We start from the raw sequence: 20254 nt of genomic DNA on the forward strand, positions 1-20254 counted from the left end.
GGCGGGCGGGGCCTCCTCGACCGGCGCGGGCGCGGGCGGGCGCACGGGAGTGGTCAGGAAGGCCGGCAGGCCAGTCGGCTCGTCGGCGGCCAGAACCGGCTCGGAGCGGGGCTCCTCGCGGCGGCGCTCGCGGCGGAACTCGGAGCGGCCGCCCTCGCGGTAGCCCTCCTGCCGCGGGCTCTCCTGACGGACCGGCTCCGGCCGGGGCTGTTCGGCGCGGGACGGATCCTGCCGCTCGGCCCGGTCCTGACGCTCGGGACGATCCTGCCGCTCCGCGCGCGGCTCCGCCCGGTCCTGGCGGTCGCGCTGCTGGCGCTCCTGGCGGTTCTGGAAGCGCTCGCGGCGCTCCTGCCGGTCGGGGCGGTCCGGGCGCGCCTGATCTTGGCGCTGATGATCTTGGCGCGGCTGGTCCTGGCGGTCGAAGCGGGACGGTCGGTCGTCGCTGCGGGTATCGTAGGGCTGCGGCTGCTGGCCGGGATCGCCGTAATCATCGGCGGCGCCGTAGCCGGACGGGGCGTAGCCGTTCACGCCGCGGTCCGGCCCGCCGCGGTCCTGGACCGCATAGCCGTTGCCCGGCACGGCCTCGTCGTCGCCGTCATCCTCGTCGTCGTAGCCCTGGCGACCATAGGTGCCGCCGTATTGCTGGCGATACTGCTCGTTCGCCGCGGTGATGATGCGGAAATAATGCTCGCCGTGCTGGAAATAGTTCTCGGCCATCACGGGATCGCCGCTCGCCTGGGCGTCGCGGGCGAGCTGAGCGTATTTCTCGGCGATGTGCTGCGCCGTGCCGCGGATCTTGACGTCGGGGCCGTTCGATTCGTAGGCCCGGGTCAGCGGGTTCGGCCCCTTGTTGTTGCTGCGGTTGCGACCACGCATACGCCTGTTCTGGTTCGGTCTCATCGGCCTCGACTGACCCTCTTCGACGACTTGAAGGGCGGGACTTCACGCGCGCGGCGGCTCGTCGCCAGCGGAGCCGGGCGGCCTCTGCCGGGCCATGTTCCGTCTCCGCAGCGATGTCCGCCTTGACCTGTGCGACCGCGGGCCGTCTCACGGTCCGGCCACCGTCGATCCACAGATGCGGGGCACCGGACCGCCTACGCGCTCATGGGTCTGCCCGGTGGTGGAAGATCGTCCAAAGGTCCGCGCTCAATGTCGCGCCCGAGAACTGAGCCTGGCTGTGTTGTCCGGACCGTTCACGATCTACCCCGGGACGTTAGCGGGTTCGGCCGGCGGCGCCAAGTGACTTCGCGCCGATTTTGCGCACAAAGGCCACAGAAACCTTGAGAATCCACGTCAGAACTCGCTCCCGGCCGTCATGACGACCACCCGGGGATGCCCGGCGAGGTCGCGCCGCACCTCCGCGCCCAGGCCGTGGACGGTGGCGAGGCCGCGCAACGCCGCCTCCTGGTCGTAGCCGATCTCGACCAGCAGATGCCCGCCTGGGCGCAAGAGAGGCGGCACCTGGGCCAGGATGGTGCGGTAGGCGTCGAGCCCGTCGGGCCCGCCATCGAGGGCGAGGCGCGGATCGTGGTCACGCACCTCCCCGGACAGGCCGGCGATGACGTGGCTCGCGATGTAGGGCGGGTTCGTGACGACCAGGTCGAACGGCCCGGCAAGCGACGCGGCCCAGTCGCCGACGACGAAGGCCGCGCGGTCGGCGACGCCGTTGCGGGCGGCATTTGCTTGAGCGGTGCGCAGCGCGCCGGGCGACCGGTCGAGGCCGACGCCGAAGGCCGACGGCCATTCGGTGAGCAGAGCGACCAGGATGCAGCCGGAGCCGGTGCCGAGATCGGCGAGGCGGTGCGGACCGTCCGGCCGCAAGCCGAGGGCCGCCTCGACCAGAGTCTCGGTGTCGGGGCGCGGCACCAGGGTCTCGGGCGAGAGCCCGAACGGCAAGCCCCAGAACTCCCAGGCGCCGATGATCCGCGCCACCGGCTCCCCGGCGGCGCGCCGGGCGAGAAAGGAGCCGAGGCGCTCGGCCCCCTCCCGTCCGACCGGCTCGGCCCCGCGCAGGGCCAGATCGGTGGCGGTGACGCCCAGCGCCTCCTCGACCAGGATCCGGGCGTCGAGGACGGCCGTCTCGATGCCGCGGGCGGCGAGGGCGTCCACGGCCCGGGCCCTGGCCGCGATCCGGCTGGTCCCGGGGGCAATCGCGATCACGCCATCCCCTCGGCGGCCAGCAGAGCCGCCTGGTGCTCGGTGATGAGCGCATCCACCACCTCGTCGAGGGCGGTGCCGGCCATCACCTCTTCGAGCCTGTAGAGGGTCAGGTTGATGCGGTGGTCGGTCACCCGGCCTTGCGGGAAGTTGTAGGTGCGGATCCGCTCCGACCGGTCGCCGCTGCCGACCTGGGCGCGGCGGTCCGCGGCGCGGGCGGCATCCTTCTGGCTGCGCTCCTGATCGTAGAGCTTGGCCCGCAAGAGCGCCATGGCGCGCGCCCGGTTCTTGTGCTGCGAGCGCTCTTCCTGGACGAAGATCACGATACCGCTCGGCACGTGGGTGATCCGGATCGCCGATTCGGTCTTGTTGACGTGCTGGCCGCCCGCGCCCTGCGCCCGCATCGTGTCGATCTTCAGATCCGCCTCGTTGACCTGGATGTCGACCTCCTCCGCCTCCGGCAGCACCGCCACGGTGGCGGCGGAGGTGTGGATCCGTCCTTGCGTCTCGGTGTCGGGCACCCTTTGCACCCGGTGGGCGCCGCTCTCGAACTTCAGCCGGGCGAAGACGCCGCGCCCCTTCACCTCGGCCACGACCTCGCGATAGCCGCCCATGGTGCCGGGGCTCTCGGAGATGACCTCGACCCGCCAGCCCTTCAGGTCGGCGTAGCGCGAATACATCCGGAACAGGTCGCCGGCGAAGAGCGCCGCCTCGTCGCCGCCGGTGCCGGCGCGCACCTCCAGGATGGCGCTCTTCTCGTCGGCGGCATCCTTGGGGAGAAGCAGGAGCTGGAGCGCCCGGGCAGCAGCGTCGCGGGCGGCCTCCGCCTCCGGCTTCTCCTCGGCGGCGAGCGCCCGCATCTCGGGGTCGCCCTCCTCGATCATCTCCTCGACACCGTGGAGCGCAGCCTCGGCGGCCCGGAACGCGCGGATCGCCTCCACGACGGAATCCAGGTCGGAGAGTTCGCGCGAGAGCTGCACGAAGCTCTCCGCGTCGGATTCGCCGGCGCTCAGGGTGGCGGTGACGATGTCGTGGCGGGCCAGGATGGCGTCGAGACGGTCGGACGGGATCGCGATCATGCAGGAGATATGGCCATTCGCATCGGCCGGTTCAGCCGGGGCGGCCCGCGCCCGGTGCCGGAGATGGTGCCGCGTATAGCAGGTCTGCGAGGGTTGGGGAGTCGGGGCGGCGCCACCCACCGCTTGCACCATGGCAGTAAGCGGGCCGCGCCCGCGGAGGCGGCCGACCGAACTGGCAGACCGCTTGCCTGTCGGTCCCGCCGACCAGGGGAGCGGGCCATGACGGAGACGAGCGGCGTGAAGGATCTGTTCGACCGCTGGGAGCGTGTCTGGCACGAGGGCGCCTTCGATCTCGTCGAGGCTTGCGTCGCGCCGCATTATACCAACGGCCCAGGATGCTGACGCAGCGGGCCGTTGACCTATCTCTCATTTTCGACATCAAGCCAAAGGCTTGGCGAAATTGAGAGAGCGGAACCAAAAGTCGTTTCCAACGACCGTTGGTATCACTCCCGGCACGACGAGATGGGTGATCGCATCGTCACCCGCGAGGATTACGCGGTCGAACTCTCGCGCCTGCGGCAGGCGCGCCCGGACATCCGAATCATCGTCTACGATCACAGCTTCGACGGTGACCGTGCGTGGTACCGCTTCACGATGCGCTGGACGGACCTCGCGAGCGGCGAGGTGCGAACCCGGGCCGGCCTGCAATCCTACCGCATCGAGGCGGGCCGGCTGGCGGAAACCTGGGTCATCCTCCAGCCGGTCGGCTCGGCCTGGGCCGATAGGGTGGCGCAGGCCAGTTGGACGAGCCGGGTGCACGGCCGATAGACCGTCGCGGACCCCACCACGGGCCGTGGATCCGGTCACCGTGCCGGACCGCGCGGGCGTCCGCCGTCGCGTGTGGCCGCCGGCCGGGCGGGTCATGACGGGGATCGCCATGAACGGCACGGCGCCGGTCAGACCGGAACGCCGTGCCTCTCCGCGAAGGCCGCGAGCGCCGGGCGCAACGACGCCCCGTCGCGGGTCCGCGCCAGTTCCTGCTCCAGGAACGCCGAGACGGCACCGGCATCGATCCCCAGCACCATCGCCTTGACCGGGCCGATCGAGGCGGGGGACATCGAGAGGGCGCGGAAACCCAGGCCGATCAGCGCCATCGCCTCGAGCGGCCGCCCGCCGATCTCGCCGCAGACCGTGGCCGGCGTGCCGGCGGCCTGCGCCCGATCGGCGATCAGCCGGAACGCCCGGAGCGCCGCGGCGCTCAAGGGATCGAAGCGGTTGGCGACCTGGCGGTTCTCGCGGTCGACCGCGAACAGGAACTGCATCAGGTCGTTCGAGCCGACGGAGAGGAAATCGGCTTCCGCCGCGATCTCGTCGATCTGGAACAGCAGCGAGGGCACCTCGACCATGACGCCGAGGCGGCAATCCGCCGGCAGCGGGTGGCCGTGACGGGTGAGATGCGCCTTCTCGCGCTCGACGATCCTCTTGGCCTGGACGAATTCCTCCACCGTCGCGACCATCGGGAACATGATCTTGAGCGGCCGCCCACGGGCCGCCTTGAGGAGGGCGCGCAACTGCATGCGCAGGAGGCCCGGCCGATCGAGGCCGATGCGGATCGCCCGCCAGCCCAAAGCCGGGTTCTCCTCCTCGAGCGACTTCATGTAAGGCAGCACCTTGTCGCCGCCGATATCGAGAGTGCGGATCGTCACCGGCAGGTCGCCGACCGCCTCGAACACCGCCTCGTACAGGATCTGCTGCTCGGCCGCGGTCGGCATCCGCTCGGCGACCATGAACTGCAACTCGGTGCGGAACAGCCCGACGCCCTCGGCCCCGGTCTCGGTCAGGTGCGACAGATCGACGATGAGGCCGGCATTGAGCTGGAGCCCGACGGCGATGCCGTCGCGGGTGACCGCCGGCACGTCCCGCAGGGCGCGGTACTGCTCCTGGCGCCGGGCGCGCAGCCGCGCCTTCTCGGCATAGGCCGCCTCGATCTCCGGCCCGGGCCGGATCTGGACCTCGCCCGTTCCGCCATCGACGATGATGGCGTCGCCACTCTCGACGAGGGCGGTGGCATTGGCCACCTCGCCCACCGCCGGGATGCCGAGCGCCCGGGCCACGATGGCGATATGGCTCGTCGGCCCGCCCTCCTCCAGCACCACGCCCCGCAGGCGGGCACGGTCGTAATCGAGGAGCGCCGCCGGGCCCATCGAGCGGGCGACCAGGATGGCGTTCTCGGGCATCGCGTCCTGCCCGACGGTCGGGCGGCCGACGAGCTGGCGCAGGAGGCGGTTGGCGAGGTCGTCGAGATCGTGCAGGCGCTCGCGCAGATAGGGGTCGCTCTGGCGCAGCATCCGGGCGCGGTTGTCCGACTGGACCCGCTCCACCGCGGCTTCCGCCGTGAGGCCCGACAGGACCGCCTCGCGCATCCGGCGCAGCCAGCCCTGGTCGTGGGCGAACATCCGGACGGTCTCGAGCACCTCCCGGTGCTCGCCGGCCCCCGCCACGTCGCCGCGCTCGACGAGGTCGTCGATCGCGGCGCGGACCTCCGCGATGGCGGTGTCGAGGCGCGACGCCTCGCGCTCGACATTCTCGGCGATCAGGTTGCGCACCACGATGCGCGGCTCGTGCAGCACGACATGCCCCAAGCCGACGCCGTCCGCGAGGGCGACGCCGCCCTGGCTGAGCGCCCGGCGCGAGGCGCTGACGGTGCCGGGCGACAGGGCTTGCAGCTCGCCCGAGGCGATCATCTCCGCCAGCACCATGGCGGTGGTCTGGAGCGCCTCGATCTCCTCCTCGGAATAGACCCGGTAGGTGCGGTTCTGCACCACCAGCACGCCGAGCGTGTTGCCGGCCCGCAGCAGAGGCACGCCCAGGAAGGCGTGGTAGGCTTCTTCGCCGGTCTCCGGGCGATAGGAGAAGGCCGGGTGCGACTGCGCGTCGGACAGCGAGAGAGGCTCGGCCGTGGCGGCGATCAGGCCGACCAGGCCCTCGCCGGCCCGCATGGTGGTGAGGTGCACCGCCTCCCGGTTGAGGCCCTCGGTGGCGAACAACTCGAGATTGCCATCGTCACGCAGCACATAGACGGAGCAGACCTCCGCAACCATGTTGGACGCGATGAGGACGACGATGCGGTCGAGGCGCGCCTGCGGGCCGACGGGCTCCGCCATGGCCTCGCGAAGGCGGCGCAGGAGCAGGCGCGGGCCTCCAGGCGCTGCGGGCATCGTGTCGTGTTCCACCCATTAGCGAGCCGGACCCAGCGCGGCGCAACCGTGAGGCCGCTCCTGCACGGGCCTGACGCATCGGCCCCGTCATCGCCGTATAGCGAGTCCGGCGCCCGGCGGGCAAGCGTCCTTCCGGGGGAGGCCAAGACCGTGCAAAAAACGCTGTGGTGAGCGGCCCGGATGACATGCCGGATGACATGGCAGCGGTTTTCGGCGGCGAAGGCCCCCGGCATGGCGCCGCCGGCGCGTCCGGCGCGCGGTGGGGCATGGCGCGGCGGCGCCACGTGCGCCAACGGCCCGCGATCCCGCAGGGGGGCGTGGACCGCGGCTTCCCAGGCTTCGATCGTCGGCTCCTCCCGGCTCCCCTCCCGCTCCTGAACGGATCCGTCGCCGACGCATCATCCTGGCAAACCGACCGGCGCCGATTGACTCGGCGGCCCGTCCCGGGTTCTGACCTCGACCATGGCCTTTCTCCCGGACAGCCTGCATCGCGTCTTCGAGCGCCAGCGGCCACGCCTGACGCAGGCGGTGCGGATGACCGTGGCGAGCCTCGCGACCTTCGGCCTCGCCGAGGCCCTCGGGCTGCCACAGGGCTATTGGGCGGTCATCACGGCGCTCATCGTCACCCAGAGCAGCGTCGGCGGTTCGCTCAAGGCGGCGCTCGACCGCTTCCTCGGCTCGGTGGTCGGGGCGTGCTACGGCGGCGCGGTCGCCTTCGCGATCCCGCATCACGGCGGGGCCTCGACCTTCGCGGCCCTGTTCGTGGCGGTGGCCCCCCTCACCATCGCGGCAGCGGTCTCGGCGGGGTTCCGCATCGCACCGATCACCGCAATCATCGTGCTGCTCTCCACCACCGGATCGACGCTGGGCCCCCTCGCCTTCGCCCTCGACCGGATCCTGGAGATCGGGCTCGGCTGCGTCGTCGGCCTCGCGGTCTCGCTCCTGGTGGCGCCGGCCCGGGCCGCCCGGGCGGTGACCGAGCAGGCCGCGGGTCTCGCCCGGCTTCTCGCCGGCCAGCTCGAGGCGCTCGCGCGGCTCGAGACCGTGGAGACGCCAGAGGTCAAGGCCCTGCCGCCGGCGGTGCGCCGCAGCCTGGCGCGGCTCGAGACCCTGGCGGGCGAGGCCGCCCGCGAGCGCCGCAGCCGGCTCTCCACCGCCCCGGATCCGGACCCGCTGCTGCGCACCCTGATGCGCCTGCGCCACGACCTCGTGCTTCTGCGCCGCGCCATCACGGAAGCCGATGCGGACGTGCTGCGCATCCATCTCGCCGGGGCCTGGGGGACGGCCGCCGACGCCGCCGCCGCACGGCTGCGCGACCTCGCCGAGGCCCTTGCGGCAGGCCGCCGCCCGACGGGGGACGAGGCGGCCCTGGCGGCGGCCATTGTCGGCTACCGCGACGCCATCGACGGGATGCGCCGGCGCCAAGTGACCCGCACGCTCCCCACCGACGGCGTCGGCCGCATCTTCTGGCTCGCCTTCAGCCTGGAGCAGTTGCGGCGCAACCTCGACGACCTCGCCGCGCGAGCGAACGACTTTGCGACGCCGGAGCCGTGACCCGCATCACGGCGTGCGCTTGCGCAGCACCATGTTGCCCTGGAGCAGGAACTTCTGCGCCCGCTTGCCGGTATCGACCTCGGTGGTGAAGACGTTGCCGTGGGAGTCGATCGCCAGATTGTGGACCCAGTGGAAGTCGCCGGCCATCCGGCCATTGCGGCCGAACCGGCCGAGGATCGCGCCGTCCTCCCGCCGCAGGGTGCGGACCTCGTTATTGGCCCCGTCGGCATTCATCAGATAGCTCTGCGCCTCGTCCGGCCACAGGGCGAGCTCCCAGACCGAGCCGTTGGCCCGGGTTTGCGGCTCGACGGTGAATTCCTTCACGAAGGTCCCGTCGCGGCGAAAAACCTGGACCCGGTCGTTGGTGCGGTCGCAGACATAGACCAGCCCGTCGCGGGCCACCTGGATGCATTAACATCTTCCCCGCCCTGAAGGACGGGGATTTTCGGAGGCTGTGAGATCTCGTCCAGTTGACGCTTCAAAGGGCTGCTGATGCAAACCCTCCACGTCCAGCAACGCGCTGTTCGCACGCCGTTTGATGACGATGGCCGCATTGGTTTCAGCGTGGTCAGTATGGCCACAACTGACGCAAACGAAGCGCGCTTGGCTTTCGCGGCTCCGGGCGTCAACGACACCACATGCGGCGCAGGTTTGACTCGTGAAACGAGCCGGTACGGTCACGACCTGTCCGCCCCTCTCCTCCATCTTGTAGGCCAGGATCGTCGCGAAAAGGTGCCAGCCCGCGTTGAGGATCACACGATTGAGCCCCGCCTTCTGGCGGACGTTGCGGCCGGGCTCGGCGACCGTACCGCGGGCGGATGCGCTCATGCCGCGGGTGTTGAGGTCTTCGAGGACGGCGACACCGAACCTGCGGGCAATGTCGAGGGTGGCACGGTGGTGGAAGTCGCGCCGGATGCGGGCCTGCCGGGCCTGGAGACGGGCGACACGGGCCTGAGCCCGGCGCCTGCGGTTCGATCCACGTTTGCGCCGGGCAACGACCTTCTGCACCTTCCGCGTCTGCGCCTCGATCTGCTCCAGGCTCTCGGGCAGGCGCATCATCTCGCCCGTCGAGAGAGCAAGGGTCGTCGCCACGCCGCGGTCGATGCCGACGCTCTCGGGCCGCGGAGCGGGGGCGTCGTGCTCGATCTCGCAGGCGAGGGAGATGTGCCAACCGGTTGTGTCGAGGTTGACGGTGGCGTTCTTCAGCGCGCCCCGCAGAGGCCGCGTGTCGCGGACCTTGACCCAGCCGATCTTCGGCAGGCGCACCGCGCTCCACTTCGCGTTCAGGCGCTTCGTTTCGACCTCCCGGCCGGGGAAGCGGAAGCTGTCGTTGACGCCGCGCTTGCGGGGGCGCGGGAAGCTCGCCCGCCCCGCGAAGAAGTTCTGGAAGGCCCGGTCGAGGTCGCGCAGCGCCTGCTGCTGGCACGACACGGACACGCCCCTGATCCAGTCGAACTCGGCCCGCAAGCGCGTGAGATCGGCGGCTTGGCTGACGTAGCCGATCCTGTGCTTTCGCCCCCACGTGGCGCGCTGCTCCAAGCCGAGATTGTAGACGAGGCGGCACACGCCCGCGAACTGCCGCAGAAGCGCATCCTGCTCAGGCGTCGGATCCAGCTTGAAGCGGAAGCCGCGGGCGATCATCCTGAGAACCTACAGCTTGGTCTCAGGAGCCGCAACGTGGACATCCGCAGGGGCAGACACGTCGTCTATGCCCTCCACGCGCACTTGGTCTTCGTCACGAAACTCCGTCGCGACGTGCTCTCCGAACTCGCGATCCGCGATCTGAAACCGATCTTCGCCAGGGTGTGCCACGACTTCGAGGCCGAGCTTGTCGCGTGCTCGGGCGAGGACGATCACGTCCATCTGCTCGTGACCGACCCGCCGAAGGTGAGCCTGTCGACGCTCGTCAACAGCCTCAAAGAATGCGCGGGCTCCCTGGCCTGAAGGCCGGGGTTTCTAGGAGGGTTTGATGAGGGTGCCATCCTGGTCGAAGACCAGGACCGGCGGGGCCGGAACGCAGCAGCGTATGCGTGGGGGAGTCAGGCTGGCGGCCTTCTCGTCGTCGGTGAGGGTGCGGGGACGCTGGATCACCCAGACGTGGTCCTCGGCATCCACCGCGACGCCGGCGGCCTGGCCCATGATCCAGTTGTTCGGCAACGGCTTCGGCCAGGCCGGATCGACCCGGAACCGAGGCGCATCCTGCGCCAGGGCGTGGGCCGCGCAGACGAGCACGGCAAGAACGGCGGCGAGCCGACGCATGGCGATCCTCCCTGATCCGTTTGTTCGTTGCCGACAATGTAGAGGGGTTTCGCACGACGGCGCCAGAGGAGCGGGCAAGGGAGCGGGCGAAGGGAGCGGGCGAAGGGAGCGGGCGAAGGGTCAGGTCTGGAGCGCGCGCCACACCGCCCAACCCGCGCACGCCACGAGGAGCCCCGCCAGGACGAGACGGGCGACGCGCCCGGTGCCGGCAAGCCGCGCCCGGCAGGACGGGCGCGCGAGGACGAGGCCGACGAGGCCGAACCACGTCGCCGCCATGCAGAACACCGTGGCTCCTGCCACCGGCACCGCCGCCCGGTCGGGATGGGCGAGGAAGAAGCCGGCGAAGAAGGCGAGGCTCATCGGGTTGGTCACCGCCGCCCCGAGTCCGAGGGCGAAGGTCCCGATGTCGTGCCCCGGCGCGAACCGGGTCGGATCGTCCGGGAGCCCGGCCCGGCCGCGCGCCAGGCGGTAAGCGGCGCGCAGCATCAGCAGCACGAACACGGTGGTGCCGAAGCCGGTGACCAGGCGCCCCGCGGGCAGGAGCGAGGCGCCGAGCCCGGCGAACGCCGCGGCCAGACCGGCACCGCAGGCGACCCCGAGAGCGGCGACGACCGGGCCGCGCCCCGGCGCCGCGACGCTCGCCCGCAGCACCACCAGCAGGTTGGGCCCGGGGGCGGCGAGGACGGGCGCATAGGCGGTGAAGAGCGGCCCCAGCAGGGCGGACCACGCATCGGCGTCGGACATCGGGCATCCCCTCGGCACACGCGGCGCCGCTTGGAGGCCATAAAGATGCCAAAACCTGGTGGGGAGCGTCATTCGATTGAAGGAGCCGGAGTGCGCCGGCACACAGGTCAGGGCGGTCGCGGCAAAGCGGGAAGTCAGTTAGCAACCTCCCGCCGGCCGTCGTGACACTTGGATGGCACGCCGTCGCTGCGGAGATCAAAGACGCCACGGCCATACCAAAAAAAGCGGCGGCAGGGTCGCCCCTGCCGCCGCCTGCTCATCTCAGTGGATCAGCCGTTAGCGCCGCTCGGTGCCCAGGGTCTGGCGGGCCGGGGGCAGCTCGTCCTCGATGCCGACATGGCGCTCGCGGGTGGTGCCGGGCAGGCCGGGATCGACGGTCTGGGTGGTCGGCGAGGCGCCGGCCGCGAACGGCATGCCGCCGGTATTGAGGCCCGTGGTGCTGCTGCCGGCAGCCCCCACCGCCGACGAGCCGCCGGCGACCGCCGCCGGGTTCGTCATCGACGGAGCGGTCTCGTCGTGGCGGCCGGTCCAGCCTTCCTGGCGCCAGCCGCGGGCACGGTCGTCCATGTCGATCGAACCGTGCTCCTTGAGGATGGCGTGGACCCGGTCGGCATGGGCGTCGTCCGCCCGCACGGTGACCAGGGTGCCGCCGCGGCGCACGCCCTCGGCGTAGGTGTGAGCGTGCTCCTCGCTGAGACCCGCTCCGGTGAGCGAGCCGATCAGGCCGCCCGCCGCGGCGCCGACACCGGCGCCGGCGAGCGTCGCGACCAGCCAGCCCGCGGCGACGACCGGGCCGACGCCCGGGATGGCGAGCAGGCCGAGGCCGGTGAGCAGGCCGGCGCCGCCGCCGAGCACGGTGCCGAGCGAGGCGCCGGCCCCGGCGCCGTTCGAGGCGTCGTGCGCGGTCTCACCGGTCGTCGTTCCGGTCACCGTGGCGTCACGTCCACCGACATGGCCGGAATAGCGCGCGTCCTGGTTGTTGGCCACGATGCTGATATCGGCATGCGGCACGCCGGCCGCCTCCACCTTGCGCACCGCCGCCGAGGCGTCGTCGTAGCTGTCGAACAGGGCCGAGATGGTACGGGTCGCCATGGGCGTCGTCCTCATGTTGCGAGACGGGGATTAAGGGGCTTCACTCGGATCAGCGCCGACGCATCAGCGCGTCGTCGAGACGTTGCCCTTGAAGTCGAGGCCGACCATCACGGTGTTGCCGGCCTGCATGGCTTGGCCGCGCCAGATGCCCTGGTCGTCCTTCTTGAGCTCCTTCACGTCCTTGAAGCCGGCCTGCTCCATGCGGCTGCGGGCCTGGGCCTCGGTGAAGCTGTTGGCGCCGGGCTCGAGCTTGACGTTGGTCGTCACCGTCCCGGTCGTGCCGGGATTGGTCTTGTCCATCATGTCGGTGTTGGGCCGGGTCACCGCCTCCTGGCCCTGCGACTGGGTGCTGGGCTTGGCGTCGCGGGCCGGGTCGCCCGTCACGGTGGTCTGAGCCTGGGCCGCGCCGGCGCCGAGCATGCCGAGAGCCGCGAGAGTGATGAGGGTCTTGCGCATGTTCTCCTCGAACCTTGTCTGACCGATCGATGCCACTTCAATCGTTGCAACGCGGCTTGGTTCCGCAGGATGAAGGTTGAACCCAGCGTCTCATCGGGATTTCAAAACATCTCTTGTCGAGCTTCACCGTTGAAGATGTGACCTTTGCATTTTCCCGGCGCTGCGGTGCACAAAGATCGAGACCGGAAATTGTTCCAGACCGGCGATCGGCCGCGTTCCATTCTGTGCGATCGTGGGAGGCCGGCAGGGCCGCCGCCTGCCGGCATCGGCTCGTTAACGGTTCCCTAACCATGAACCCGGCAGGAATTGCCGGGTCGACGGGAAGGTGGATCTTCGATGAACGAGACGGGGGCACTCGGCACGGGCCGCATCTTCGTCCTGCCGACGCGGGCGGACCTGATGGCGCTGACGCGCCGCAGCGACCTGGTGCTCGCCGTCTCGGTGCTCGCCATCCTGACGGTGCTGATCTTCCCGCTGCCGGCCCTGCTGCTCGACCTGCTGCTGGCGGTTTCGATCATCCTGTCGGTCCTGATCCTGATGACCGGCCTGTTCATCGAGAACCCGCTCGAATTCACGGTCTTCCCGACGGTCCTGCTCATCACCACGATGCTGCGGCTGGCGCTCAACCTCGCGTCGACCCGGCTGATCCTCGGCCATGGCCACGAGGGCACGGCGGCGGCCGGCCACGTCATCGAGGCTTTCGGGCATTTCGTGATGGGCGGCAACTTCCTGATCGGGATCATCGTCTTCGCGATCCTGATCATCGTGAACTTCGTCGTCATCACCAAGGGCTCGGGGCGCATCGCGGAAGTCGCCGCCCGCTTCTCGCTCGACGCGATGCCGGGCAAGCAGATGGCGATCGATGCCGACCTCTCGGCGGGCCTCATCGACGAGAAGACCGCCCGGACCCGCCGCCAGTCGCTCGAGGACGAATCCTCGTTCTTCGGCGCGATGGACGGCGCCTCGAAGTTCGTGCGCGGCGACGCGATCGCGGCGCTGCTCATCACCTTCATCAACGTGGTGGGAGGGATCATCATCGGCGTCGCCCAGCAGGGCATGAGCTTCGCCGATGCCGGCAAGACCTATACCCTGCTCACCGTCGGCGACGGCCTCGTCAGCCAGGTCCCGGCCCTGATCGTCTCGACGGCGGCCGGCCTCCTGGTCTCGAAGGCCGGCGTGCGCGGCGCCGCCGGCCGGGCGCTGGGGCGCCAGATCGCCAACTACCCCAAGGCGCTCGGCATGTCGGCCGGGGTGATGATCCTGATCGGGCTCCTGCCCGGCATCCCGATGCTGCCCTTCCTGTCGCTCGGACTCGGCGCCGCCTATCTCGCCCGCCGCATCGCGCTCCTGCCCAAGCCCGCCGAGGAGGATGCGCCCGCCGGCGCCGTGACGGTCGACGGGGCCGTGACCGGCAGCCCGGCCAAGGAGGAGACCGCGGCCGACCTCCTCAAGCTCGACGATCTGAAGCTCGAAATGGGCTACGCCCTGCTCGCCCTCGTCAACGGCCCCGAGGGTCAGGACCGGCTCACCGACCAGATCCGGGCCCTGCGCCGGCAGCTCGCCGCGGAGCTGGGCTTCGTGATGCCCTCGGTGCGGATCCTCGACAACGTCCAGCTCGACGCCAACACCTACGTCGTGCGGGTCAAGGAGATCGAGGCCGGGACCGGCCAGGTCTTCCCGGGCCAGTTCATGGCGATGGACCCGATGGGCGGCCAGGTGCAGCTCCCCGGCCAGCACATGCTGGAGCCGACCTTCGGCCTGCCGGCGACCTGGGTCGACGCCTCCTTGCGCGACGAGGCCCAGCTCAAGGGCTACACCGTGGTCGATGCGGCGACCGTGGTCTCGACCCACCTCACCGAGGTGATCAAGGCCCACGTCTCCGATCTCCTCAACCATGTTGAGGTGCACAAGCTCCTGAAGGAACTGCCGAAGGAGCACGGCGAACTCCTCAAGGAGATGGTGCCGGCCCAGATCGCCACCACGGGCATCCAGCGGGTGCTGCAATACCTGCTCGCCGAGCGGGTCTCGATCCGCGACCTCGGCACGATCGTGGAGGGCATCGCCGAGGTGGCCGGCCACATCAAGAACCCGCGCGACATCGTCGAGCACGTCCGCGCCCGCCTCGGCCGCCAGATCTGCGCCCAATACCAGGGGCCGGGCGGCGTCCTGCCGATCATCACCCTGTCGCCGGCCTGGGAGAGCGCCTTCATGGAGGCGATCGTCGGCCATGGCGACGAGCGCCACCTCGCGATGCAGCCGTCGAAGCTGTCCGAGTTCGTCACCACGGTGCGCGACCGCTTCGAGGAGGCGGCGCGGATGGGCGAGATGCCGGTCCTCGTCACCTCGGTCCAGGCCCGGCCCTTCGTGCGCTCGATCATCGAGCGCTTCCGCCGCGAGACCCCGGTGATGAGCCAGGCCGAGATCCACCCGCGGGCGCGGCTGAAGACGGTCGGCTCCGTCTGACGAGTCGGGCCGGGCTGGTGGGCAGGATCGGGCTGACGGCACCGGCCGGGCATGCGAAAGGAAGCCCGACCAGAGGAGGAACCCCGCGATGCCGCTCTACGCCCTCGACACCATCAGCCCGATCCTGCCGGATGATGGGAGCGCCTGGATCGCACCCGACGCGCACGTGATCGGCCGGGTGCGGCTCGGCCGCGAGGTCGGGGTGTGGTTCGGGGCGGTCATCCGCGGCGATAACGAGCCGATCACGGTCGGCGACCGCACCAACATCCAGGAAGGCGCCGTGCTCCATACCGATGCGGGCTTCCCCCTCACCCTCGGCGAGGGGATCACGGTCGGCCACGGCGCCATCGTGCATGGCTGCACGATCGGCGACACCACGCTCATCGGGATGGGGGCGACGATCCTCAACGGCGCCAGGATCGGCCGCAACTGCCTCGTCGGCGCCAATGCGCTGGTGACGGAAGGAAAGGAATTTCCCGACAACAGCCTCATCGTCGGGACGCCGGCCCGGGCGGTGCGGGTGCTGGACGAGGCGGCGGTGGCGTCCTTGCGGGCCTCGGCCGACCGCTACGTCGCCAATGCCAAGCGCTTCGCGCAAGGCTTGCGGCGGGTCGATTGACCGTCACGCTGCGGATCCGGGCGCCCGTCCCGAGCGGCGCGCCCGGCTCTCTCAGGCCGCCGCGCTCTTCCGCCCGGCAGCATCCCGCGTGTGCTCGGCGAAGGCCGCGATCGGGCCGGGGCGGCCGAGGAGGTAGCCTTGGGCCTCGTGGCAATGCTCGGCCCCCAGGAAGGCGAGTTCGGCCGAGGTCTCGACGCCTTCGGCCAGGACCGGCAGGCCGAGGCCCCGGCCCAATCCCAGCACCGCCCGCATGATCGCCGCGGTCTCGTGGTTGACGTCGACGGCGCGGATGAAGGACCGGTCGATCTTGATCTTGTCGAACGGGAAGGCGCGCAGGTTCGACAGGGACGAATAGCCGGTGCCGAAATCGTCCATGGCGATCCGCACCCCCATCGCCTTGACCCGGCGCAGGGCGGCGAGGGCCCGGACCGGATCGCGCACCAGGGCCGTCTCGGTGATCTCGAGTTCGAGGCGGGCGGGCGAGAGGCCGGTGGTGAACAGCACCTCGTGCACCAGCTCGGCGAAGCCCGGGGCATGGAGCTGGACCGCCGAAACGTTGACGGCGATACGCAGCGGCTTGTCCCAGGACGCCGCCTCGCGGCAGGTCTCGCGCAGGACCCACTCCCCGATGCCGAGAATGCTGCCGGTCTCCTCGGAGATCGGGATGAAGCGATCCGGCGAGACGTTGCCGCGCTCCGGGTGCTGCCAGCGCAGCAGCGCCTCGAAGCCGACCACGATCCCGGTGTCGATCGCCATCTGCGGCTGGTAGACGACCCGGAACTCGTTCCGCTCGACGGCGTGGCGCAGGTCGTGCTCGAGGGAGCGCCGGTCGCGGATCTGCGCGGCCAGGATCGGCTCGAAGAACCGATGGACCCCCCGGCCGTGGTTCTTGGCGCAGTAGAGCGCGGCATCGGCGTGATTCAGCAGGGTCTGGCCGTCCTCCGCGTCGGTCGGGCAGAGGGCGATGCCGATGCTGGTCGCCAGGATCGGACCGCCGCTCGTCCGCAGGTTGCCGTCGCGGATAACCCGCAGGATCTGCTCCGCGAGGAGCCCGGCCTCCTCGGCCTGCGCCACGTCGGGCATCAGGATCGCGAACTCGTCGCCGCCCAGACGCGCCATCATCTGCCGGGGGCCCAGCACCGGCGCGACCCAGCGCGCCAGGGATTGGAGAAGCCCGTCGCCCATCGCGTGGCCGTAGAGATCGTTGACGTCCTTGAACCGGTCGAGATCCAGGCAGAGCACCGCCACGAGCCGGCCGCTGACCCGCGCCGAGGCGATCTCCTCGTCGAGGCGGACGCGGAAGCTCGCCCGGTTCGGCAGGCCCGTGAGGGAATCGTGGTGGGCGAGGAACTGGATGTCCCGCTCGGCCTGGCGCCGCGCCCGCAGGTCGCGGACGGCGATGGCGTGGCAGGGCCGGTTGCCGACCGGCCGGCGGATCACGTCGACCGGCACCGCCTCGCCGTCCCTGCCCGTCAGCTCCGCTTCGAGGAGCTGGCCGTGCGGACCGGCATCGAGACGCGACACCACCGCGTCGGGCAGGATCTCGGTGATCGGACGGCCGATCAGCGCCGCCGGCGCCCGGCCGATCAGTTCGGCGAGGCTGGTATTGATGGTGACGATGCGACGCCCCTCGCAGATCGCGATGCCCTCGACCGCCGCATCGGCGAGGCTGCTCATCAGGTCCTGCGCCTCGCGACGGCGCCGGACGCGACCGTCCAGGGTCAGGCCCAGGAAGGCGAGGACGAGCAGCGTCAGGCTGGCGAAGCCGAGCGAGGCGGCGAACTCGCCGTCGATGGCGACCGGCACGAGCCCGCCGCCCGCCGTGACGAGGCCGACCGCATGCGGAAGCATCGCGGCGCAGCACAGCACCAGGGCCGCCGCGACGCGGCTCGCCGGGCTCTCGCGCAGGCTGCCGCGCAGGGCGAGATGGGACAACACGCTCCCGGCGGCGGCGGAGATGACGAGGCCCGCGATCCAGGCCGGCCCCCCGGCCCCCGGCAGGCCCGCCGACATCGCGGCACCGACCCCCGCGAGACCCAGGCCGATCAGCCCCCCGCCGAGGGCCGAACCGACCCGCCGCGGCGCGGAGATGGCGGCCCGCAGGCCGGCCCCGGCCAGAAGCACCATCAGGACGAGGCCGAGCAGCAGGGTCTCTCGCCCGTGCAGCATCGCGGCGGCGGGACGCACCGACGCCTGGGCGATGAATTGGCTCGCCCACAGACCGAACCCACCCGCGATGCCGGCGGCCGAGATCCAGATTCCCCGGCTGCTGCCGCTCGTGGCGCGGGCATGCAGGAACAGGTCGAGCATGGTGATCGAGGCGAGCGCCCCGATGAGGAGCGAGAGACCGACGAGCCGCCCGTCATGCAGGGCAAACAGGGTTTCGGCGCTCTGTAGCATGAGAGGGTCGCGGTCCAGCCTCGGCTCCCGGCACCGTGGCCGAGTTCTGGTTGCGAAGCGGTAAAATACATCGGCCGATTCGGCCCTTCCGGCACACGCTGCACGGGATTCGCGTGGTTAGACCGGGCCGGCAGCGGCCGGTCTGCGCGCGCCGGACGGGACGGACGCTCGGGCAGACAACCGTCTCATCCTGACACGGCGGCGCGTCGACTCGGCGGACCATGGCCGAGACGCCGATAACCTCAATCGTCGAGCCGCAGGCGCGTGATCGCGCAGCCCCGCGCCGCCAGGGCCGCCGGGTCGAGGTCGGGAAACAGGCCGGCGTAGCGGCGCACCAGGGCCGCCGCGAGGGCGTCGGCGTCGCGGATCGTCGGCAGCGAGGCGTTGAACAGCCCCGGCGCCACCGCCGCCAGCGGCACGCGCTGGCACACCGCCACGCACAGGCCGGTCCGGAACCGGGTCGGGTCGAGGACCGGCAATTCCTCGGCCCCGCCCGGCCGGCGGTGCCCGGGCCGAAGGATCGGCAGCAGGGCATAGCGCAGCCCGGCGCGGTTGATCGTGCGTTCGAGGTTGAAATGGACGAGGTCGCGGCCGAGGCCCGCCAACCCCGAGAAATCCTCCCCGTGCAGGCGGATCAGCGCGTCGACGCCGAGCGACGCCGCCAGGTCGGCGATCGCCACGACCCGCGTCAGGCCGCCTTCCGCCACGGCGACGTGGCGGCTGTTCGAGATCGGCAGGAACATGGGTGCTACGACCTTTGGCGCTCCGACCTGGGGCGCTACCGGAAGGGCGGCTCGTCGAAGCTGCGCAGCTTGCGCGAGTGCAGGCCGTGGCGGTTGCGCCTCAGGGAATCGAGGGTGGCAAGGCCGATCAGCAGGTGCTCGCCCACCGCCCGCTCGTAGAAGGCATTGGCGGCGCCCGGCAGCTTGATCTCGCCGTGCAGCGGCTTGTCAGAGACGCAGAGCAGCGTGCCGTAGGGCACCCGCAGGCGATACCCTTGCGCCGCGATGGTGCCGCTCTCCATGTCGACACCGATCGCCCGCGACAGGTTGATCCGCCGCCGCTCCTGCGACCAGCGCAACTCCCAGTTGCGGTCATCGTAGGTCACGACCGTGCCGGTGCGCAGGCGCTGCTTCAGCGCCTCCTCCCGCTCGCCGGTGACGCTGGCGGCGGCCTCCTGGAGGGCGACCTGGACTTCGGCAAGCGCCGGAATCGGCACGTCCGGCGGCACCACCTCGTCGAGGATCCGGTCGCGGCGCAAATAGGCGTGGGCCAGCACGTAGTCGCCGATGGTCTGCGACTGGCGCAAGCCGCCGCAATGGCCGACCATCAGCCAGCAATGCGGCCGCAGGACCGCCAGGTGGTCGGTGATCGTCTTGGCGTTGGAGGGGCCGACGCCGATATTGACGAGGCTGGTCCCCTGCTCCGGCTGTCCCGGCACGTCCCGCGCGACGAGGTGATAGGCCGGCATCTGGAACCGGTGCCAGGGCGAGGCGGCGATGAGGGCATCGGCCTCGGCGCCGGCCGCATCTCCGGCCTCGACCACGACGCCGCCGGGGAGAACCAGGCGGGCATAGCGCTCGGGCTCGGCGGCGAGCGCCTTGAGGCCGACCCGCACGAACTGGTCGACGTAGCGGTGATAGTTGGTGAGGAGGATCCACGGCTGGATCTGGCGCCAGTCGGCCCCGGTGTAATGCACGAGGCGGCGCAGCGAGTAATCGACCCGCGGCCCGTCGAACAGGGCAAGCGGCCGGGGCTCGTCGCCGGCATCGAGCCACAGGCCATCGGCGATCTCGTCGCCGACGCTGGACAGCATCGGGGTCGGGAAGTGGCGCGCGAGGTCGCTGGAGGTGACGCCGCGGGCCAGCTCCGCCCCGGGCTCGACGACGTAGGGGTACGGGATCTCCTGGGCGCTCAGGCCGACCTCGATCGTGGCGCCGTAATCCTGCACCAGCGGGCGCAGCTGCTCCAGCAGGTAGGCGCGGAAATGGGCCGGCTGGGTCAGGGTGGTGGAATAGACCCCCGGGCCCTGGAACTTCGCGGTGGCGCGGATGATCCGCGGCAGCGGCCCGGTCGGGCGATAGGTCAGGCGCAGCTCGGGATAGCGGAAGGTCAGCCGCTCGGCGGCGTCGGGGGGCACGCCCTCCGCGAGGAAGCGCGTCAGCGCCTCCCGCAGGCTCCCGGTGGCAGCGGCGTGGAGCGCCGCCAGGCGATCGACCGCCGTCTCGGGGTCGGCCACCGTCTCCATCGGTCTCAGCTCGTCGGCGAACACG

16 protein-coding genes and 3 pseudogenes are annotated in these 20254 nt (G+C 71.0%); 6 read left to right on the forward strand and 13 right to left on the reverse strand.

Going from position 1 to position 20254, the window contains the following annotated elements; translation table 11 throughout:
• The 3 genes from VP06_RS16275 to prfA form a co-directional block, all read right to left on the reverse strand.
• A partial coding sequence (locus VP06_RS16275) for a DUF4167 domain-containing protein (RefSeq protein ID WP_048464833.1) occupies nucleotides 1–876 on the reverse strand: 876 nt, incomplete at its 3' end.
• A gap of 417 nt (nucleotides 877–1293) precedes the next feature.
• The gene (gene prmC / locus VP06_RS16280; protein WP_053081846.1) at nucleotides 1294–2160 is read right to left on the reverse strand and encodes a peptide chain release factor N(5)-glutamine methyltransferase; all 867 of its coding nucleotides are present in this window, start codon (nucleotides 2158–2160) and stop codon (nucleotides 1294–1296) included.
• The gene (prfA, locus tag VP06_RS16285) at nucleotides 2157–3236 is read right to left on the reverse strand and encodes a peptide chain release factor 1 (RefSeq protein ID WP_048464834.1); all 1080 of its coding nucleotides are present in this window, start codon (nucleotides 3234–3236) and stop codon (nucleotides 2157–2159) included. The genes prmC and prfA overlap by 4 nt, the downstream gene beginning before the upstream one ends.
• A gap of 219 nt (nucleotides 3237–3455) precedes the next feature.
• On the opposite strand from prfA, the gene VP06_RS38610 reads away from it, so the two are divergent.
• Complete coding sequence (locus VP06_RS38610) at nucleotides 3456–3578, forward strand: hypothetical protein (RefSeq protein WP_280950216.1); 123 nt, start codon at nucleotides 3456–3458, stop codon at nucleotides 3576–3578.
• A gap of 120 nt (nucleotides 3579–3698) precedes the next feature.
• Complete coding sequence (locus VP06_RS33770) at nucleotides 3699–4004, forward strand: nuclear transport factor 2 family protein (protein ID WP_053081847.1); 306 nt, start codon at nucleotides 3699–3701, stop codon at nucleotides 4002–4004.
• A 128-nt stretch (nucleotides 4005–4132) separates the two neighbouring features.
• Here the strand turns inward: VP06_RS33770 and ptsP are convergent, their stop codons facing one another.
• Nucleotides 4133–6394 carry a phosphoenolpyruvate--protein phosphotransferase gene (gene ptsP / locus VP06_RS16295; RefSeq protein WP_048464835.1) on the reverse strand — a complete coding sequence of 754 codons (2262 nt, stop codon included), beginning with the start codon at nucleotides 6392–6394 and terminating at the stop codon, nucleotides 4133–4135.
• A 462-nt stretch (nucleotides 6395–6856) separates the two neighbouring features.
• On the opposite strand from ptsP, the gene VP06_RS16300 reads away from it, so the two are divergent.
• Nucleotides 6857–7948 (forward strand): FUSC family protein, encoded by a 1092-nt coding sequence (locus VP06_RS16300; RefSeq protein ID WP_048464836.1) that lies wholly within the window; start codon nucleotides 6857–6859, stop codon nucleotides 7946–7948.
• Nucleotides 7949–7954: 6 nt separating this feature from the next.
• Here VP06_RS16300 and VP06_RS16305 read toward each other — a convergent pair.
• Nucleotides 7955–8359: pseudogene (locus VP06_RS16305) on the reverse strand (NHL repeat-containing protein); the annotation flags it as partial.
• Complete coding sequence (locus VP06_RS16310; RefSeq protein WP_048464837.1) at nucleotides 8360–9589, reverse strand: RNA-guided endonuclease InsQ/TnpB family protein; 1230 nt, start codon at nucleotides 9587–9589, stop codon at nucleotides 8360–8362.
• A gap of 36 nt (nucleotides 9590–9625) precedes the next feature.
• Here VP06_RS16310 and tnpA point away from each other — a divergent pair.
• Nucleotides 9626–9886: pseudogene (gene tnpA, locus VP06_RS36435) on the forward strand (IS200/IS605 family transposase); the annotation flags it as partial.
• A gap of 27 nt (nucleotides 9887–9913) precedes the next feature.
• On the opposite strand, the pseudogene VP06_RS16320 reads toward tnpA, so the two are convergent.
• The 4 genes and pseudogenes from VP06_RS16320 to VP06_RS16335 form a co-directional block, all read right to left on the reverse strand.
• A pseudogene (locus VP06_RS16320) lies at nucleotides 9914–10207 on the reverse strand (hypothetical protein); the annotation flags it as partial.
• Between the two features lie 120 nt (nucleotides 10208–10327).
• Complete coding sequence (locus VP06_RS16325) at nucleotides 10328–10951, reverse strand: LysE family transporter (protein WP_048464839.1); 624 nt, start codon at nucleotides 10949–10951, stop codon at nucleotides 10328–10330.
• A gap of 276 nt (nucleotides 10952–11227) precedes the next feature.
• Nucleotides 11228–12043, reverse strand: a complete 816-nt coding sequence (locus VP06_RS16330) for a hypothetical protein (protein ID WP_048464840.1) — start codon at nucleotides 12041–12043, stop codon at nucleotides 11228–11230.
• A 63-nt stretch (nucleotides 12044–12106) separates the two neighbouring features.
• Nucleotides 12107–12499 (reverse strand): hypothetical protein, encoded by a 393-nt coding sequence (locus VP06_RS16335; protein ID WP_048464841.1) that lies wholly within the window; start codon nucleotides 12497–12499, stop codon nucleotides 12107–12109.
• Nucleotides 12500–12835: 336 nt separating this feature from the next.
• Here VP06_RS16335 and flhA point away from each other — a divergent pair, with 336 nt between their 5' ends.
• Nucleotides 12836–14962 carry a flagellar biosynthesis protein FlhA gene (flhA, locus tag VP06_RS16340; RefSeq protein ID WP_048464842.1) on the forward strand — a complete coding sequence of 709 codons (2127 nt, stop codon included), beginning with the start codon at nucleotides 12836–12838 and terminating at the stop codon, nucleotides 14960–14962.
• Between the two features lie 88 nt (nucleotides 14963–15050).
• Complete coding sequence (locus VP06_RS16345; protein WP_048464843.1) at nucleotides 15051–15581, forward strand: gamma carbonic anhydrase family protein; 531 nt, start codon at nucleotides 15051–15053, stop codon at nucleotides 15579–15581.
• Between the two features lie 51 nt (nucleotides 15582–15632).
• On the opposite strand, the gene VP06_RS16350 is transcribed toward VP06_RS16345, so the two are convergent.
• The 3 genes from VP06_RS16350 to VP06_RS16360 form a co-directional block, all read right to left on the reverse strand.
• Nucleotides 15633–17981 (reverse strand): putative bifunctional diguanylate cyclase/phosphodiesterase, encoded by a 2349-nt coding sequence (locus VP06_RS16350; RefSeq protein ID WP_048464844.1) that lies wholly within the window; start codon nucleotides 17979–17981, stop codon nucleotides 15633–15635.
• A 242-nt stretch (nucleotides 17982–18223) separates the two neighbouring features.
• The gene (locus tag VP06_RS16355) at nucleotides 18224–18724 is read right to left on the reverse strand and encodes a hypothetical protein (RefSeq protein ID WP_048464845.1); all 501 of its coding nucleotides are present in this window, start codon (nucleotides 18722–18724) and stop codon (nucleotides 18224–18226) included.
• Nucleotides 18725–18759: 35 nt separating this feature from the next.
• Nucleotides 18760–20253 (reverse strand): AMP nucleosidase, encoded by a 1494-nt coding sequence (locus VP06_RS16360; protein WP_082167435.1) that lies wholly within the window; start codon nucleotides 20251–20253, stop codon nucleotides 18760–18762.
• Between the last annotated feature and the right edge of the window lies 1 nt (nucleotide 20254).

The organism is Methylobacterium aquaticum (assembly GCF_001043915.1).
GTDB classification, from domain to species: Bacteria; Pseudomonadota; Alphaproteobacteria; order Rhizobiales; family Beijerinckiaceae; genus Methylobacterium; species Methylobacterium aquaticum.

Excerpts from the sequence above, each read along its gene's own strand:
- prfA (WP_048464834.1), bottom strand. The coding sequence starts at position 3,236 with ATGATCGCGATCCCGTCCGACCGTCTCGACGCCATCCTGGCCCGCCAC.
- VP06_RS38610 (WP_280950216.1), top strand. The coding sequence starts at position 3,456 with ATGACGGAGACGAGCGGCGTGAAGGATCTGTTCGACCGCTGGGAGCGT.
- VP06_RS33770 (WP_053081847.1), top strand. The coding sequence starts at position 3,699 with ATGGGTGATCGCATCGTCACCCGCGAGGATTACGCGGTCGAACTCTCG.
- ptsP (WP_048464835.1), bottom strand. The coding sequence starts at position 6,394 with ATGCCCGCAGCGCCTGGAGGCCCGCGCCTGCTCCTGCGCCGCCTTCGC.
- VP06_RS16300 (WP_048464836.1), top strand. The coding sequence starts at position 6,857 with ATGGCCTTTCTCCCGGACAGCCTGCATCGCGTCTTCGAGCGCCAGCGG.
- VP06_RS16310 (WP_048464837.1), bottom strand. The coding sequence starts at position 9,589 with ATGATCGCCCGCGGCTTCCGCTTCAAGCTGGATCCGACGCCTGAGCAG.
- VP06_RS16325 (WP_048464839.1), bottom strand. The coding sequence starts at position 10,951 with ATGTCCGACGCCGATGCGTGGTCCGCCCTGCTGGGGCCGCTCTTCACC.
- VP06_RS16330 (WP_048464840.1), bottom strand. The coding sequence starts at position 12,043 with ATGGCGACCCGTACCATCTCGGCCCTGTTCGACAGCTACGACGACGCC.
- VP06_RS16335 (WP_048464841.1), bottom strand. The coding sequence starts at position 12,499 with ATGCGCAAGACCCTCATCACTCTCGCGGCTCTCGGCATGCTCGGCGCC.
- flhA (WP_048464842.1), top strand. The coding sequence starts at position 12,836 with ATGAACGAGACGGGGGCACTCGGCACGGGCCGCATCTTCGTCCTGCCG.
- VP06_RS16345 (WP_048464843.1), top strand. The coding sequence starts at position 15,051 with ATGCCGCTCTACGCCCTCGACACCATCAGCCCGATCCTGCCGGATGAT.
- VP06_RS16350 (WP_048464844.1), bottom strand. The coding sequence starts at position 17,981 with ATGCTACAGAGCGCCGAAACCCTGTTTGCCCTGCATGACGGGCGGCTC.
- VP06_RS16355 (WP_048464845.1), bottom strand. The coding sequence starts at position 18,724 with ATGTTCCTGCCGATCTCGAACAGCCGCCACGTCGCCGTGGCGGAAGGC.